The following is a 15,387-nucleotide window of genomic DNA, read 5'->3' as shown; positions in this document are numbered from 1 at the left end:
CGCAGAGGCTGTCCGGGACCCAGGGGCCAAGCGCAGTGCGGCCGCCCCTGGGTCCCGGCTCTTCGCGCTCACGCGCTACGGCCGGTATGACACGGAATAATCGGCTTCCTGTTGAGCACGGATCCTAGAGCGATGATCAAGAGCCCTTCCGTCCGCCCACGGCTGTCGGCTATCCTTTCGCCTATGAAACGAGAGGGGTCGGCGGTGGGCGCATCGAGCAAGGCGGACGTCGAGGAGCAGCGCTACCGCGCGCCGGCGCTCGAAAAGGGCCTGGACATCCTGGAGCTGATCTCGAAGGCGACCGAGCCGATGTCGATCGGCATGATCACCCAGGCGCTGGACCGCTCGACCGGCGAGCTGTTCCGGATGATCCAGGTGCTGGAATATCGCGGCTTCATCGAGCAGGTCGGCAACGGCTACTTGCCGACCGCGCGCCTGTTCGCCCTGGGCATGCAGCAGGCCCCGGTCAAGTCGATCCTGGAGGTCGCCCTGCCGGTCATGCGCGAGCTGGCCGAGGACGCCGAACAGAGCTGCCACCTGGCCCTGCGCGCCGACGGCGACATCGTCGTGGCCGCCCGGATGGAGTCGGCCAGCCTGATCGGCTTCTCGGTCCGCATCGGCTATCGCCAGCCGTTGATGCTGACCGGCTCGGGCACCGTGCTCTACGCCTTCCAGACCCCGGCGACCCGCCTGCGCTGGGAGGAGGCCTTCGAGCCCCGCCCTTCGGCCGACCGCCTGGCCGCCTTCCGCGCCCGCGCCGACCGCGCCCAGGCCAACGGCTATGACGAGCACTCCAGCGACATCGTGCCGGGCATCGTCGACCTGGCCGCCCCGGTGCTGCGCGGCGAGATCGCCGCCGCCGCCCTGACCATGCCATTCGTCCGCAAGATCCCGCTGAAGGTCGAGCAGGGCCACGCCCTGCAGCTGGTCCGTGACGCCGCCGCTCGGATTTCGGCGGAGCTGGCCTCGTCGGACGTGCGGGTCTAGGGCGGATCGCATTTTTAAATCCGCTCATCCCCGCGAAAGCGGGGACCTAAGCCGAGTCGGCGGATAGATTCTGAGCCGCGCCATACCCTGAGAGTCAGCTTGGGTCCCCGCTTTCGCGGGGATGAGCGGTGCTGGGGAGCGAATGTCGATCGGGTTTAAGGCCCGGCTCACGCCGCGAGAAAGGCGGCCAATTCTTCCGGCTCGCCTGTGGGAAAGGCGGACTTCAGGTGATCGAGAAACGCCGAGACCCGCGCGCTGAGCAGGCGGCGCGAGGGATAGAGCGCCCAGAGGGCGATCTCCGGCCCCTCGACGTCCCCCCAGTGCGCCAAGTGGCCGGCGGCCAGGTCGGGACCGACTAGCGACACCGGGAGCCGCGCGACGCCGACGCCGGCCCGGACCGCGTCGCGGACCATGATCAGCGATGACAGGCTGAGGATCGGATCGGCCACGACGGTGGACCGCCCCTTGGCGTCCGTCATCGCCCAGACCTGGGGTCCCGCCGCCGCGCCGCGCACGACCGCGGGCGCCGCCGATCCGTTCCTAGGCCTCGCCAGCTTGGGATCCGCCACGACCACCAGGCGATCCCGCAGGAAGGCGCGCCCGACCAGGGTCTCGTCCGGATCCGGATTGACGCGGATCACCAGGTCGTAGCCCTCCTCGACCATGTCGACGGGCCGGTCTTCCGTCGTCACCTCCAGCCGGATGTCGGGGAACTTCACGGCGAACTCGGCGGCCAGCCGGCCCATGGCGGTCTGCGAGAACAGCAAGGGGGCGCTGATCCGCAGCAGGCCGCGCGGGACGCCGCCGCCGGACGCGATCGCCGCCGCGGTCTCGTCCAGCTCGGTGAGCAGCGCGGCCGTCCGCTCGTGCAGCGCGCGTCCCTCCTGGGTGAGCTTCAGCACGCGTCCACCGCGCTCGAACAGGCGCAGGCCCAGGCTGGCCTCCAGCTCCGCCACGCGGCGGGACAGGGTGGCCTTGGGGCGCCCGGTCGTACGGGCGGCGCGGCCGACGCCGCCATGCCGGGCGACCAGGTTGAAGTCCGCGAGCGCGAGCAGGTCCATCTGTTCCACCACTGAGACGGACTGTCCAGATCGACCGTCTATCGGCTACCATGTGGATCGATAAATCTCTGGCTGTCCACTTAAGACAAACGGAGATTTTCCCATGACCATCCTCGTCACCGGCGCCACGGGCCGGGTCGGCCGCCACGTCGTCCAGCAACTCGTCGAGCGCGGCGCCGACGTGCGCGTCCTGGTTCGCGACCCGGCCAAGGCCGACTTCCCGGCCAAGGTGGAGGTCGCCCAAGGCGATCTGCTCGACATCGACGCGCTGCGCGCCGCCTTCGCCGGCGTCAAGACGCTGTTCCTGCTGAACGCCGTGGCCGCCGACGAATTCACCCAGGCGCTGATCGCCCTGAACGTCGCCCGCGAGTCCGGCGTCGAGCGGGTCGTCTATCTGTCGGTGATCCACGCCGATCGCTTCGTCAACGTGCCCCACTTCGCGGTGAAGTACGGCGCCGAGCGGATGATCCAGCAGATGGGCTTTTCGGCCACGATCCTGCGTCCGACCTACTTCATCGACAACGACCTGACGATCAAGGACGTCATCACGACCCACGGCGTCTATCCGATGCCGATCGGCGGCAAGGGCCTGGCCATGGTCGACGCCCGCGACATCGCCGAGATCGCGGCGATCGAGCTGCTCCGCCGCGATCAGGCGCCGGCCAAGCCGCAGGTCGACATCATCAATGTCGTCGGCCCGCAGACCCTCACCGGGTCGGACGTCGCCGCGATCTGGTCCGACGTGCTGGGTCGCCCGGTCGCCTATGGCGGCGACGATCCGACCGGGTTCGAACAGAACCTGGCGACCTTCATGCCGAAATGGATGGCCTACGAAATGCGCCTGATGGCCGAGCGCTTCGTCGGCGACGGCATGATCCCCGAAGCCGGCGACACCGAGCGCCTGACCCGGATGCTGGGCCGGCCGCTGCACGCCTATCGCGACTTCGCCGCCGCGGTCGCGGCGACGGCCTGATCCAAGCGTTTGCGATCCCTCTCTCTTTGAGAGAGGGAGGGGCCCGCCGCGAAGCGGTGGGAGGGTGAGAGGTTACACCATGTCAGAACGAGGCGCCCTACTATCCGCTCTCCCCGACGAAAGCCGGGACCCAGATTCATCCTGAGCGGCTTAGGGCGATCCGAAAGACGCCCGTCAGCCTGTCGAGCGCTCGTGGGCTCGATCTGGGCCCCGGCTTTCGCCGGGGAGAGCGGGGTTGGAGGCGGTCAAAGACTCACCAAACGAACTTCACGGCGCGAGAATGGTCCAAACCACGCGGATCACGGTATCGGTCTTGTGACCTAAGGTTTTGGCACGGTGCATATGGACGAAGCTGAGGAAGTCTCAAAGCTAGCGGCTTGGAATGTCATCCTGGACGATTTCGACACGCTCGCCGCGCGGATTTGGTCACAGTGCGTGGGGCAGGAAGGTTACACGCTTGATCCCAAGATGGTGTCCATCCAAATGTTCCGCCGGCTCAGGGGGCATCGCGACGCGTTCGCTACACTGGTGAACGCGCGACTCTTCCTAGATTCCGAGATCGTCACTCGAGCGGCGCTCGAAACGGCAATTTGCCTTCTGAACCTTGAGCGCCGTCGCGACGCCTTCATCGTTGACCTTCGGAGCGATGCTTCGAAGACACTAAAAAGGCAGTTCCCGATCTGGTTTGGCGACGATCCGGACGACGAGCGAGATGCAAATGACGGCCTAACGTCGCTGTTCGGCGCAAGGCGCGCGGACGGCTCACCACATGACCAGTTGCGTTTCAAAGTCATGGCAAAGGACGCCGCCGTCCCCGATCTTTATGATTGGTACACGTACCTCTCGGGCACTTCCGTCCACGTGACTGGAGTTTCGCTGTTCGTGGACGTTGTCCCCGAGCACGCTGACCAACTCCGGCGAATGCGGCGCGTACAGATGCGAGGCTTCATGTGCAGCGCACTGTTCTACGGCTGCCGGGCAGAAGCGAGCATGTTGGGTTTAAGCGGCTTCGATGCAGACTTTGAGGCCTTGGCGGTCCGCATGTCCGACGTGGGCTGATGTGCCTGCGCCTAGGTTGGACGAACGGGGCCCTCCCCGCCAGCCTCGTAACCTCTCACCCTCCCACCGCTTCGCGGCGGGTCCCTCCCTCTCTCTATGAGAGAGGGATTCGGCCCCTCCCTACGCCGCCGCCACCACCTGCCGCTGCTCGCCCAGGCCCTCGATGCCCAGGGCCACGCGGTCGCCGACCTGCAGCCACAGCGGCGGCTTTTGGCCCAGGCCCACGCCCGGCGGGGTGCCGGTGGTGACCACGTCGCCCGGCTGCAGGCTCATGAAGCGGCTGAGATAGGACAGCACGAAGGCCGGGCGGAAGATCATCGTCTTGGTCGAGCCGTCCTGGAACCGCTTGCCGTTGACCTCGAGCCACATGGCCAGGTCGTGGACGTCGGGGATCTCGTCCGGCGTCACCAGCCACGGGCCCAGCGGGCCGAAGCTGTCGCAGCCCTTGCCCTTGTCCCACTGCGACGACTGCATCTGGAAGGCGCGCTCGGAGACGTCGTTGCAGACGCAATAGCCGGCGATGGCCCGGGCGGCCTCGTCCTCCGAGGCGTACGAGACATGCGCCCCGACCACGAAGGCCAGCTCGACCTCCCAGTCCAGCTGGGTCGAACCGCGCGGCTTCAGGATCGGATCGTTGGGGCCCGACAGCGCGCTGGTGGCCTTCATGAACACCACGGGCTCCTCCGGGATCGGCAGGCCCGACTCGGCGGCGTGGTCGGCGTAGTTCAGGCCGATGCAGATGAACTTGCCCGGCTTGGCCACGCACGGCCCCAGGCGGGCGTCGGCCGGCGCGGCCGGCAGGCTGGCCGGATCGAGGGCGCGCAGGGCGTCCAACTTGTCGAGCATCAGGGTGGTGGGATCGAGATCGCCGATCACCCCGCTCAGGTCGCGGACCACGCCGTCGGCGTCCAGCAGCCCCGGCCGTTCCTGGCCGGGGGGTCCAAAGCGCAGCAGCTTCATCGCAAGTCTCCGAAGATCGTGAGGGTCACATCACCCAGCCGCCGTCGATGACGTGCGTTTGGCCGGTGGTGAAGGCGGACTCGTCGGACGCCAGATAGACGGCCAGGGCGGCCAGTTCTGACGGACGGCCGAAGCGCCCCATCGCCTGACGGGCCGTGAAGTCGCGATAGGCGCCCTCGAAGTCGCCGGTGTCGCGCAGCCGCTGCAGCAGGGACGGCGTCTCGACCGTACCGGGGCAGATGGCGTTGCAGCGGACGCCCTGGGCGACGAAGTCGGCGGCCACCGCCTTGGTCAAGCCGATGACGGCCGCCTTGGTGGCGCAGTAGGCGAAGCGGTTGGGCACGGCTTTGATCGACGAGGCGATCGACGACATGTTGATGATCGAGCCGCCGCCGCCCGCGATCATGGCCGGCAGAAAGGCGCGGATCATCCGGTACTGGGCGGTGACGTTGAGGCTGTTGGAGAACGCCCAGGCGTCCTCGTCACAGTCCAGGATCGTGCCGGCGTGGACGAAGCCCGCGCAGTTGTAGAGCACGTTGACGGTCGGGAACTCGGCGGCGATCGCCTTGACCGCCTCGGGGTCGGTGACGTCCAGCGCGCGCGGCGTGGCGCCCTCGATCGACGACACCGTCTCCAGGTTCAGGTCGGTGGCGATGACGCGGGCGCCCTCGCGCAGGAAGGCCTCGGCCGTGGCGCGGCCGATGCCCTGGCCGGCGGCCGTGATCAGCGCGGTCTTGCCGGCCAGGCGTCCGGCCGCTTGAGGTGTCTGGGTCATCGTCAGGGTCCTAGAGATCTTCGCCCGGCAGCACGGCCTGGGGATCGACGAGGTTTTCCGTCCGCAGCTCGCGCCAGAAGTCGGCGGGGATCGCGGCGGCGTGGAAGTCGAGGGTCTGATGGACCCGCGCGACCGAGCCGAGGCCCGGAATGACGCTGACCACCGCCGGGTGCGCCAGGCAGAACTGCAGGGCCGCGGCCGGCAGCGGCACGCCGTGGCGCGCGCAAAGCGTCTCCAGCCGGCGAACCCGCGCGACGATCTCGGGCGGCGCCTCGCCATAGTCGTAGTAGTGCGGGCCCTCGCCCTTCACGCCGGTGGCCAGGATCCCGGAATTATAGGCCCCGCCGATCACCACCGACACCTGGCGCGCCAGGGCGGCCGGCAGGAAGGTCTCCAGCGCCGTCTGCTCCAGCAGGGTGTAGCGGCCGGCCAGCAGGACCACGTCCAGGTCGACATGCTCCATGGCCCGCAGGCACACCCGCCACTCGTTAACCCCCAGGCCGAAGGCGTTGATCGCGCCGCTGTCGCGTAGGCGTTCCAGGGCGCGGAAACCGCCGCCGGTGGTCAGCTGGCCGAAGGTCCGCGCGTCGTCGTCGCCATGGGTCATCGGCCCGATGTCGTGGACATAGAGGATGTCGATCCGCGCCAGGCCCAGCCGCTGCAGGCTGTCCTCGTACGAGCGCATGACGCCGTCGTGGCTGTAGTCGTAGACCTGCTCGAACGGCAGGGGCGAGCGGAAGCCGTGGCGCTCGGCGTCGCCCTTCAGGCGCACATCCGGGGTCAGCAGGCGGCCGACCTTGCTGGACAGCACCACGTCGTCGCGCTCGCGCACCGCGTCGCCGACCCGGCGCTCGCTGAGGCCGTGGCCGTAGCGGGGCGCGGTGTCGACATAGGTCAGGCCCGCGTCCAGCGCCGCCGCCAGGGTGGCGCGCGCCTCGCCGTCGCTGACCGGCCGATAGAGATTGCCGACCGACGCCGCGCCCAGGCCCAGCACGCTGAGGGGCAGGCCGGTGCGCCGGATCTCACGCTTGGGAATCATGCGGGTCGTCCTCCCAAGGGCCGCTGTACGCCTTGTTTTTCATCAAATGTGAAATACACGTTCATATAAGAAATACAAGCTGACGAATCCAGGAGTTCCCCGATGATCGCCACCTCGACCGAGGACTTTCGGCGCGCCGCCCGTCGGCGACTGCCGCGCTTCCTGTTCGACTATATCGATGGCGGCGCCGGGGACGAGCGGACTTTGCGCGACAATGTCGGCGACCTGGCGGGGCTGGCCCTGCGCCAGCGGGTGCTGAAGGACGTCGGCGGCGTCGACCTGACCACCGCCTTGTTCGGCCAGGCCCTAGCCGCGCCGATCATCCTGGGTCCCGTCGGCCTCAGCGGCATGTACGCGCGGCGCGGCGAGGTCCAGGCGGCGCGGGCGGCGGCCGAGCGCGGCCTGCCCTTCTGCCTGTCGACCGTCTCGGTCTGCGCCCTGGACGAGGTGGCCGCCGCTTGTCCGGCGCCGATCTGGTTCCAGCTCTATGTCATCCGCGATCGCGGCTTCATGCGCGACCTGATCGCCCGGGCCAAGGCGGAGGGCGCCAGCGCCCTGGTGTTCACCGTCGACATGCCCGTGCCCGGCGCGCGCCGGCGCGACGCCCACAGCGGCCTGTCCGGACCGCTGGCCGCCTTCCGCCGCTACGCCCAGATCTGCGGCAAGCCCGACTGGGCCTGGGACGTCGGCGTGCGCGGCCGCCCGCACGTGCTGGGCAATGTCGCGCCGGTGCTGGGCCAGGCCAGCGGGCTGGAGGACTTCATGGGCTGGTTGGGGGCCAATTTCGATCCGTCGATCCAGTGGCGCGACCTGGAATGGATCCGCGAGGCCTGGGACGGTCCGCTGATCATCAAGGGCGTGCTCGACCCCGACGACGCCCGCGACGCCGCACGCCTAGGCGCCGACGGCCTGGTGGTGTCCAACCATGGCGGACGCCAGCTGGACGGCGCTTTGTCCACCGCCCGCGCCTTGCCCCGCATCGCCCAGGCGGTCGGCGACGACCTGACCGTCCTGGCCGATTCCGGGATCCGCTCGGGCATGGACGTGGTGCGGATGCTGGCGCTCGGCGCCAAGGGCGTGCTGCTGGGCCGCGCCTGGGTCTACGCCCTGGCCGCCGCCGGCGGTCCCGGCGTCGGCCGCCTGCTCGACATGCTCACCGCCGAAATGCGCACGACCCTGGCCCTGGCGGGGGTGCGGGCGGCGCGGGATGTGGATGGCGGGGTGTTGGACGGGCGGTAGGAAATCCCTCTTCTTTGGGGAGAGGGGGCAGGACGTGCGCCTGCCCTCTCAAACCAGCATCGACTGCTGGGCGTAGATGCCCGCCATCGCGCCGTGCGATGACGCCAGGGTGACCGATGGCGGCGTGATGGGGTTGGCGAGGTCGCCGGCGGCGTAGACGCCGGGCATGCTGGTTTCGCGGCGCTCGTCGACCTTGACGATGATGCCGAGGGGCGTATCGACCGTGGCGAGGCCCAACGCTTCATGCAGGCTCGCGGACGGCTTGTTGCGCGGATGGGCGAACAGGATGTCGACCGCGACCTTGGCGCCGGTGTCGAGATTGATGGTGGCGTTATGGTCCCCGTGACGGGCGATCTCGATGATCCGGCCATCGACGACAGGCGTGTCGCGGCGCGCCAGGTCGGCGCGGACATCGGGCGAAATGTCGTGACCGTCGGCGAAGACCGTCAACTTGTCGGTCCAATCGTGGAACAGCCTGACCTGATTCATCGAGTGCGGGCCCGACCAGACGAGACCCCAATGCTGGCCGGCGACTTCGAAGCCGTCGCAATAAGGGCAGGGCACGATGGACGTCCCCCAGCTTTCGGCGAAGCCGGGAACATCAGGCATCTGATCGACGACGCCATAGGCCAGGATCAGGCGACGCGCTCTTAGGCTTTCGTTGTCGTCAGTGACGACGCGGAAATCGTCGATGGCGCCAGACACGCTCTCGGCTCGCGCCTTGATCAGCCTGATCGTGGGATAGCGCGCCAGCTGCCGCCGCGCCTCCGCCAGGATCTCCAGCGGCGGCTTGTGATCGTGGCCGAGCAAACCATGCGAGTGGCCGGCGAAGCGGTTGCGCTGCAGGCCGGTGTCGAGAACCGTGACCTTGCGCCGGGCGCGGCCGAGCTGCAGGGCCGCGGCGAGGCCGGCGAAGCTGCCGCCGACGATGATGACGTCATCCATGGTGATGGGCTCGGTTGTGGATGGGCTTGCGCATTTTAGATACTGCATGGTATCGTAATTCAGGAATTAGGATACTGTCAAGTACTGGAATTGTGGTGACCGAAAACAGCCAGGGCCGGCGCGGCCGGCCCGCCAACGAGGCGCTTGGCCAGACGATCCTCGACGCCGCGTGCGACCTCTTCCTGGAATTGGGTTTTCAGGCGACGACCTTGGACAAGGTCGCCCAGCGGGCGAAGATATCCAAGCTCAGCATCTATCGGCGCTTCGAGAACAAGGAGGCGCTGTTCAGCGCGGCCATCACGGCCCGCTGCCATCGGTTTTCGCCACTGGCCCTTGTCGAGGGCGTCGACGGTTCGGCCGAAGATCAGCTCATGGCGGTGGGATCAGCCCTGCTTCGCACACTGCTCAGCCCGGACGTCCGCGGTGTCGAAGCCATGGTCATGGCCGACAAGACGAGCCAAAAGTCGTTGAGCAAGCTCCATTACGAAGCCGGCCCCGCCCATGTCATCGCCCAGATCGAGGCCCTGTTGCGTCAGCTGCACGCGAAGGCGGTTCTGAACGTGCCTGATCCTCTCCAGTCCGCCCGCCTGTTCGCCGCGCTCTTCAAAGGGTCCGATCTCCTGATGATCGCGCGCTTCGATCAGGCGAGCGCCGAGGACGACGACGAAATCGAAGCCTATTGCCGGTCGGCCGTCGCCATGTTCATCGCCGCGCACGGCGGCGCCGACCACGCTGGCGGATAGCGACCTCAAGCCCGTCGCGGTATCGTCGCGACCATGCCTTCGGTCCGCGCGCGGGTCTCGGGCGGGCCCAGGCAGCTGGTCAGGGCCTCGAAGCCCTTGGCCGCCGGGGTCAGGTCCACGCTGAACGGCGGGGCGTGGTTGGCCGGGCAGAAGAGCGCGATCTCGTTGGCGGTCGCCTCGGCCGGATCGAGGATCGCCGACGACCGGGTCATCAGGAACAGCGGCGGCCTGTCGGCGCCCCGGCGGCGAAGGTGGGCGATCAGCGCGTGCTGCGTGGGCTCGTCGAGGCCGTGTTCCACCAGGTCGACGACGAGGACGTTGGCGGCGTGGCGTTCCAGCCCGCTGACCAAGGCGGTCAGGGCGACGGACGGCGTGGCGCCGTCCTCCGCCAGCCAGGCCAGGCTCGCCGCGATCCGCCGCCGAAGCTCCGGCGCGCCTTCTTCGTTGACGGTCTCGACGCGATCCAGGCCCAGGAACGCCGCGTTCGGCGCGTGCTCCGCGATGGCCCGCGCCAGCCGCGTCTTGCCGCTACCCAGCGGGCCGACGACGTAGTTCAAGGCCCGGACATCGCGGAGCTCGAAGCGCTCTCCACCCCACGGCCAGGGGAGATCGAACGCCGCCAACGGCGCGGCGGGCGTGGATCGCAGGGCCGCCAGATCCGCCAGGACGGTCGTGTCGCTGGCGACCAGCGCCCGCCGCACGGCGCGAACCTTCGCCAATCGCCGGCCGGCCTGCGCCAACTCGATCCCGAGCCGGGTTTCGTGGACCGCCAGCGCTTCGCGCAAGGCGTCCGTCGTTCCGGCGAAGACCCGTTCGATGGCCGCCAGGCTCAGGCCCAGCGACCGCATGGCCGCGACCTCGCTGGCCCGCGCCAGGTCGTCGGGGCCGTAGGCGCGCCAGCCGGCGCGGGTCCGGCCAGGGCGAACCAGGCCGCGCGCCTCGTAGAGCCTGAGCGCCTTCGCCGAGATGCCAAGCCGGCGGGCGGCCTCGGCGGGACTGAGGAAGGTGACGGAAGCGCGCATGGAACCCTCGAGCGGTCGCTGACCGTCTTGGGTATCAGGCCGGCCCCAGCGGCCGGGTCAATGACCAATCGCGGGATTGCGAACGCCCCCAAAAAAAAGAAGGCCGGGCGGCGGATGAGCGCCGTCCGGCCAGGCGTCCCCGCCCTTGGGTAAGGCTTAGTTGGCGGGGGTGAGGTAAAGCGTCCGCAGGGTGAACAGGTCCTGGCCGGCGGTCTGCGGGCGCAGGGTCACCTGGTAGCGGCCCGGCTTGTCGAAATGCAGGATGCCGACCGGCTGGAAGGTCAGGAACGCCGGTTTGCGGCGCTCGATCACGCCGGTCTCGACGACGTTGAAGCTGCGCTTCTGGTCGCCGAGCTCGACCACGCCCTCGCGCCCGGCCTGCTCCTTGGTGGCCGAATATTGCAGGTCGATGTGGTAGTCGCCGGCCCGTTCGACCTGCACCGTCCAGGCGATCGACTTGGACGGATCGTCCAGCCCGACGGGCGTATAGAACTTGCGGGTGTCGTCGACCGACAGCTGGGTCTTGATCGCGTCCAGCTTGACGCCGGGGCTAAGCGTGGCGTCGGCGACGTCCAGCGGCTGGCGGCCATAGGCCGGCGACAGGACGATGCCCTGGTCGCGGCGCGCAGCCACCGGGGTCTTGGTCTCGACCACGACGACCAGGTCGTCGGTCGGCGGGGCGCCGGCCGGCAGGTCTACCGAGAGGCCGTCCGCCGCCTGCTTGAAGCGCAAGGCGCCGCCGCCGGCCAGCAGGCTGACCTTGGTCACCGGCTCGCTCAGGCCCGGTACGCGGACGACGCCGTCGGCCGGGCGGTCCAGCACGTGCAGATAGAGCTTCGTCCCGTTCTGGGTGGCCACGCCCCAGGGCGTCTGCGGCAGGGGCGAGCGGGTCGTGCCGTAGATGCTCTGGCCATTGACCTTCAGCCACGCGCCCACCGCCAGCAGGCGCTTCTGGGCGCCCTCGGGGAAGCGCCCGCGGCCGTCGGGGCCCATGTTCAGCATGAAGTTGCCGCCCCGGCTGGCCGAGGTGGTCAGCAAGCGGATCAGGGTGTTGGTCGACTTGAAGTCGTTGTCGAACGCCGAATAGCCCCAGCTGCGATTGTGGGTGAACACCGACTCCCAGTCGCCGCCCTGCACCAGGCTGGCCGGCGGGATCTCGGAGTCCGACGGCGAGGTGTAGTCGCCCAGGTCGTTGCCGATGCGGCTGTTCAGCAGGCACTCGGGCTGCAGCTTTTTGACCAGGTCGCGCAGGCGCTTGGAATATTCCGCCGGCATCGGGCCGGGGGTGTCGAACCAGATCTCGCGCACCGGGCCGTAGTTGGTCAGCAGCTCGGTGACCTGGGGCACGACCTTGCGGTTGAAGTACTCGGCGAAGTCGGCCTTGCTGGGATCGAACTCCCAGGTGTTGCCGCCGCCGTTCGGCTCGGTCCAGTCCTGGTACTGCGAGTAGTAGAAGCCCAGGCCAATGCCCTCGGCCTTGGCGGCCTCGGCCAGTTCCTTCAGCGGATCGCGGCCGAACTTCGTGCCGTCGACGATGTTGTGTGGCGAGGCGGCCGACTTGAACATCGCGAAGCCGTCGTGGTGCTTGGCGGTGATCACCATGTAGCGGAAGCCGGCCGCCTTCATGGTCTTCATCCAGGCGCGGGCGTCGAAGTCGACCGGATTGAACGCTTGCGCCAGCTGCAGGTACTCGGCGCTGGGCGTCTTGCTGTTGCTCATCAGCCATTCGGACGCGCCGTAATAGCGCTTGCCGCGAATGACGCCGCCGGCCTGGGCGTAGATCCCCCAGTGGATGAACATCGAATAGCGATCGTGGTTGAAGCGGGCCAGGCCCTTGGTCGTCGCGGCGTCGTGGACGGCAGGCTTGTAGGTCGAGACCTTGAAGTGGGTCTGTTCCGGCGGGGCGCCAACGGAGTCCTGAGCGAAAGCCGGCGCGCCGCAAATCAGCGCGCTCGAGGCCAGCAGGGCCGCTGCCCCGGTCGTCAGTTTCCGCATGGCGTCTTCTCCCACTCGTTTTATTTGTGATCTTTCATTTCTTATATGAAAGCTAAATCCACACGTCAAACGAAACCATGAGGCCTAGGCGGCGGCGCGCGCGGACCCTTGCAGGGACGGCCCCGCCAGGGTCACGCGCTCGCCGGCGCGCACGAAGATCCGGCGGCTGACCTCGCCGCATTTGAGGGTGCGATAGTCCGAGGTGGCGCAGCGCAAGGTGACGCTCTCCAGCCGCCCATCCCGCCAGGAAAGGTCCATCTCTCCGGCGTTGCGGACCCGGACGCCGCGCAGCGATCCGGTCGGCCAGGCGGCGGGCAAGGCCGGCAGCAGGTCGAGGATCTCGCCCTTGCTTTGGACCAACATCTCCATGATCGCCGCCGCCCCGCCGAAATTGCCGTCGATCTGGAACGGCGGGTGGGCGTCGAACAGGTTGGGATAGGTCCGCTCGCGGGCCAGCAGCAGCCGCAGCACGTCGTGGGCATGGTCGCCGTCCTTCAGCCGCGCCCACAGATTGATCCGCCAGGCGATGGCCCAGCCGGTGGTCTTGTCGCCGCGCGTCTCCAGGGTCCGCCGCGCGGCGGCCGCGAGGTCCGGATGGGCGGCTGGATCCATCTGCCAGCTGGGGAACAGGCCGTAGAGGTGCGAGACGTGGCGGTGCTTGGGATCGGCCGCGACGGCGTCCCAGTCGTCCTTCCACTCCATGATCTGGCCTTGCGCCCCGACCCGGGTGGGGGCCAGGCGCTCGCGGGTCCTGGCCAGGTCCGCGCGCAGGTCGGGATCGAGATCCAGGATCCGCGCCGCCTCGCGGGTATGGTCGAACAGGTCGCGCAGGATCTGCATGTCCATGGTCGGGCCCGCGCACAGGGTCGAGCCGAAGCCATGGCGGTTCTCCGGCGATACCGACGGGCTGGTGACCAGCCAGCCGGTGGCGGCGTCGGTCTGCAAGGTGTCGAGGAAGAACAGGCAGGCGCCGCGCATCAGCGGATAGGCGCGGGCCAGGAACCGCTTGTCGCGGCCGTAGTCGTAGCGGTCCCACAGGTGCAGGCACAGCCAGGCCCCGCCGGTCGGCCACAGCCCGGCCTTGGCGTGGTCGAACGGCGCGGTTCCCCGCCACAGGTCGGTGTTGTGGTGCGCCACCCAGCCGCGCGCGCCGTACATCTTGCGGGCCGTCGCCGCCCCGCGCTCGGAGAGGTCCTTGATCAGCGCGAACAGCGGCTCGGCGCACTCGGCCAGGCCGCCCGCCTCCGCGGGCCAGTAGTTCATCTGGGTGTTGATGTTGATCGTGTAGTTCGAGCCCCAGGGCGGCTTGACCTGGTCGTTCCACAGGCCCTGCAGGTTGGCGGCCTGGCCACCGGGGCGCGAGCAGGCGATCAGCAGGTAGCGGGCATATTGGAAATAGAGCTCGGCCAGGGCCGGGTCGTCGGTCGTCTCGTTGCGGGCCAGGCGCTGGTCGGTCGGCACGGTAGGATCGGTCGTCCCGCCGAGGTCGAGGCTGACCCGGTCGAACAGCGCGCGGTGGGCGGCGGTGGCGTCGCGGGCCACGCGGTCGAAAGGCTTGGCGGCGACGCGCTCGATCTGCTGACGGGTGATCGCGTCGGGATCGCCGCCGACATCGTCGTAGCGGCGGTAGCTGGTGGCCATGGCCACATAGACGACCGCCCGGGTCGCGCCGCGCACCGACAGCTGGCCGTCGGCCCCGTTCACCGTTCCGCCCTTGGTCACGACCTTGGCCCGGCCGCAGAAGGTCAGGGCCCCGGCGATCGCGCCCTCGGCGTTGTTGCGGCCGAAGACCTTCAGCCCGTCGCGCCCCTCGAGGGCGACCTGGTTGACCGTCTGGGCCGAGGTCAGGGCCACGTCGAGGTTCAGCGCGCCGGGCTTGCTGGCGGTGATCTCCAGGGCGATGACCTGATCGACCGGAGAAGCCAGGACCCGCCGCCGATAGCGGACGCCGTCGACCACGAACGTGGTCTCGGCGATGGCGTCGTCGAGGTCCAGCGACCGTCGATAGTCGCCGACCGTCCCCTGCTGGCCGACGAAGCGGACGGTCAGGTCGCCGAACGGCTGATAGGCCATCTCGCGCGGCGGCGTCGCCACCAGGGTCTCGTTGGCCAGCTTTTCGGCGTCGGCGAAGCGTCCCTCCGCGATCATCGCGCGGACGGGCCCAAGGCCCTCCTGGGCGCGCGGATTGACCGGGTCGTAGGGACCGCCGCTCCACAGGGTGTGCTCGTTCAACTGCAGCCGCTCGACCCACGGGTCGCCGAACACCATGGCGCCCAGGCGGCCGTTGCCGATCGGCAGGGCCTCGACCCACTGGACGGCGGGCTTGGCGTACCACAGCACGTGCTTGCCGCGCGTCGGGGCCTTGGCCCGAGCCTGACCCGAGAGGGCCGCGGCGCTCGCGGCCGCGCCGGCGGCGACCTGACGACGGGTCAAGCTGGTCATGTCGAAACTCCCCACATCCTGTTGGGGCGAAGCTGCTGGAAGACCGGCGCACGCCCGGGACCAGTGATCATCCCGGAGCGGCTTTGACAAGCGGATATTTTATGGGTGAATTTCTATGTCGTATAAGAAATTCGCGAACCCTTCATG

13 protein-coding genes are annotated in these 15,387 nt (G+C 68.8%); 5 read left to right on the top strand and 8 right to left on the bottom strand.

Going from position 1 to position 15,387, the window contains the following annotated elements; genetic code table 11:
- Positions 1-204: 204 nt before the first annotated feature.
- Complete coding sequence (locus ABIC66_RS08710; protein WP_354069453.1) at positions 205-987, top strand: IclR family transcriptional regulator; 783 nt, start codon at positions 205-207, stop codon at positions 985-987.
- Between the two features lie 167 nt (positions 988-1,154).
- On the opposite strand, the gene ABIC66_RS08705 is transcribed toward ABIC66_RS08710, so the two are convergent.
- A complete protein-coding gene (locus ABIC66_RS08705) occupies positions 1,155-2,048 on the bottom strand; it encodes a LysR family transcriptional regulator (RefSeq protein WP_354069451.1) in 894 nt (297 codons plus the stop codon).
- A 103-nt stretch (positions 2,049-2,151) separates the two neighbouring features.
- Here ABIC66_RS08705 and ABIC66_RS08700 point away from each other — a divergent pair, with 103 nt between their 5' ends.
- Together ABIC66_RS08700 and ABIC66_RS08695 are read left to right on the top strand one after the other, a co-directional pair.
- Positions 2,152-3,021 carry an SDR family oxidoreductase gene (locus ABIC66_RS08700; protein ID WP_354069449.1) on the top strand — a complete coding sequence of 290 codons (870 nt, stop codon included), beginning with the start codon at positions 2,152-2,154 and terminating at the stop codon, positions 3,019-3,021.
- Between the two features lie 342 nt (positions 3,022-3,363).
- Positions 3,364-4,080, top strand: coding sequence for a hypothetical protein (locus tag ABIC66_RS08695; protein ID WP_354069447.1), 717 nt, complete (start codon positions 3,364-3,366; stop codon positions 4,078-4,080).
- A 120-nt stretch (positions 4,081-4,200) separates the two neighbouring features.
- On the opposite strand, the gene ABIC66_RS08690 is transcribed toward ABIC66_RS08695, so the two are convergent.
- From ABIC66_RS08690 to ABIC66_RS08680, 3 genes are read right to left on the bottom strand one after another with little or no spacing between them, the layout of a single operon-like run.
- A complete protein-coding gene (locus tag ABIC66_RS08690) occupies positions 4,201-5,040 on the bottom strand; it encodes a fumarylacetoacetate hydrolase family protein (RefSeq protein ID WP_354069445.1) in 840 nt (279 codons plus the stop codon).
- Between the two features lie 25 nt (positions 5,041-5,065).
- Positions 5,066-5,815 carry an SDR family oxidoreductase gene (locus ABIC66_RS08685; RefSeq protein WP_354069443.1) on the bottom strand — a complete coding sequence of 250 codons (750 nt, stop codon included), beginning with the start codon at positions 5,813-5,815 and terminating at the stop codon, positions 5,066-5,068.
- A gap of 10 nt (positions 5,816-5,825) precedes the next feature.
- The gene (locus ABIC66_RS08680; protein WP_354069441.1) at positions 5,826-6,854 is read right to left on the bottom strand and encodes an aldo/keto reductase; all 1,029 of its coding nucleotides are present in this window, start codon (positions 6,852-6,854) and stop codon (positions 5,826-5,828) included.
- Between the two features lie 102 nt (positions 6,855-6,956).
- Between ABIC66_RS08680 and lldD the strand changes: the two genes are divergently transcribed.
- Positions 6,957-8,093 carry an FMN-dependent L-lactate dehydrogenase LldD gene (lldD, locus tag ABIC66_RS08675; protein WP_354069439.1) on the top strand — a complete coding sequence of 379 codons (1,137 nt, stop codon included), beginning with the start codon at positions 6,957-6,959 and terminating at the stop codon, positions 8,091-8,093.
- 48 nt (positions 8,094-8,141) lie between these two features.
- Here lldD and ABIC66_RS08670 read toward each other — a convergent pair whose 3' ends face one another.
- Positions 8,142-9,038: an NAD(P)/FAD-dependent oxidoreductase gene (locus tag ABIC66_RS08670; protein WP_354069437.1), complete on the bottom strand. Its 897-nt coding sequence runs from the start codon at positions 9,036-9,038 to the stop codon at positions 8,142-8,144.
- Positions 9,039-9,133: 95 nt separating this feature from the next.
- Between ABIC66_RS08670 and ABIC66_RS08665 the strand changes: the two genes are divergently transcribed.
- Positions 9,134-9,781 carry a TetR/AcrR family transcriptional regulator gene (locus ABIC66_RS08665; RefSeq protein ID WP_354069435.1) on the top strand — a complete coding sequence of 216 codons (648 nt, stop codon included), beginning with the start codon at positions 9,134-9,136 and terminating at the stop codon, positions 9,779-9,781.
- Between the two features lie 5 nt (positions 9,782-9,786).
- On the opposite strand, the gene ABIC66_RS08660 is transcribed toward ABIC66_RS08665, so the two are convergent.
- The 3 genes from ABIC66_RS08660 to ABIC66_RS08650 all read right to left on the bottom strand — a co-directional run bounded on the left by ABIC66_RS08660 (position 9,787) and on the right by ABIC66_RS08650 (position 15,240).
- Positions 9,787-10,803, bottom strand: a complete 1,017-nt coding sequence (locus ABIC66_RS08660; RefSeq protein WP_354069433.1) for a MerR family transcriptional regulator — start codon at positions 10,801-10,803, stop codon at positions 9,787-9,789.
- 156 nt (positions 10,804-10,959) lie between these two features.
- Positions 10,960-12,798, bottom strand: a complete 1,839-nt coding sequence (locus ABIC66_RS08655; RefSeq protein WP_354069431.1) for an alpha-L-fucosidase — start codon at positions 12,796-12,798, stop codon at positions 10,960-10,962.
- An 84-nt stretch (positions 12,799-12,882) separates the two neighbouring features.
- Complete coding sequence (locus tag ABIC66_RS08650) at positions 12,883-15,240, bottom strand: glycoside hydrolase family 95 protein (RefSeq protein ID WP_354069429.1); 2,358 nt, start codon at positions 15,238-15,240, stop codon at positions 12,883-12,885.
- Between the last annotated feature and the right edge of the window lie 147 nt (positions 15,241-15,387).

Source organism: Caulobacter sp. 1776 (assembly GCF_040545685.1).
Classification (GTDB): domain Bacteria; phylum Pseudomonadota; class Alphaproteobacteria; order Caulobacterales; family Caulobacteraceae; genus Caulobacter.
This window is presented reverse-complemented; position numbering and strand designations above follow the sequence as displayed.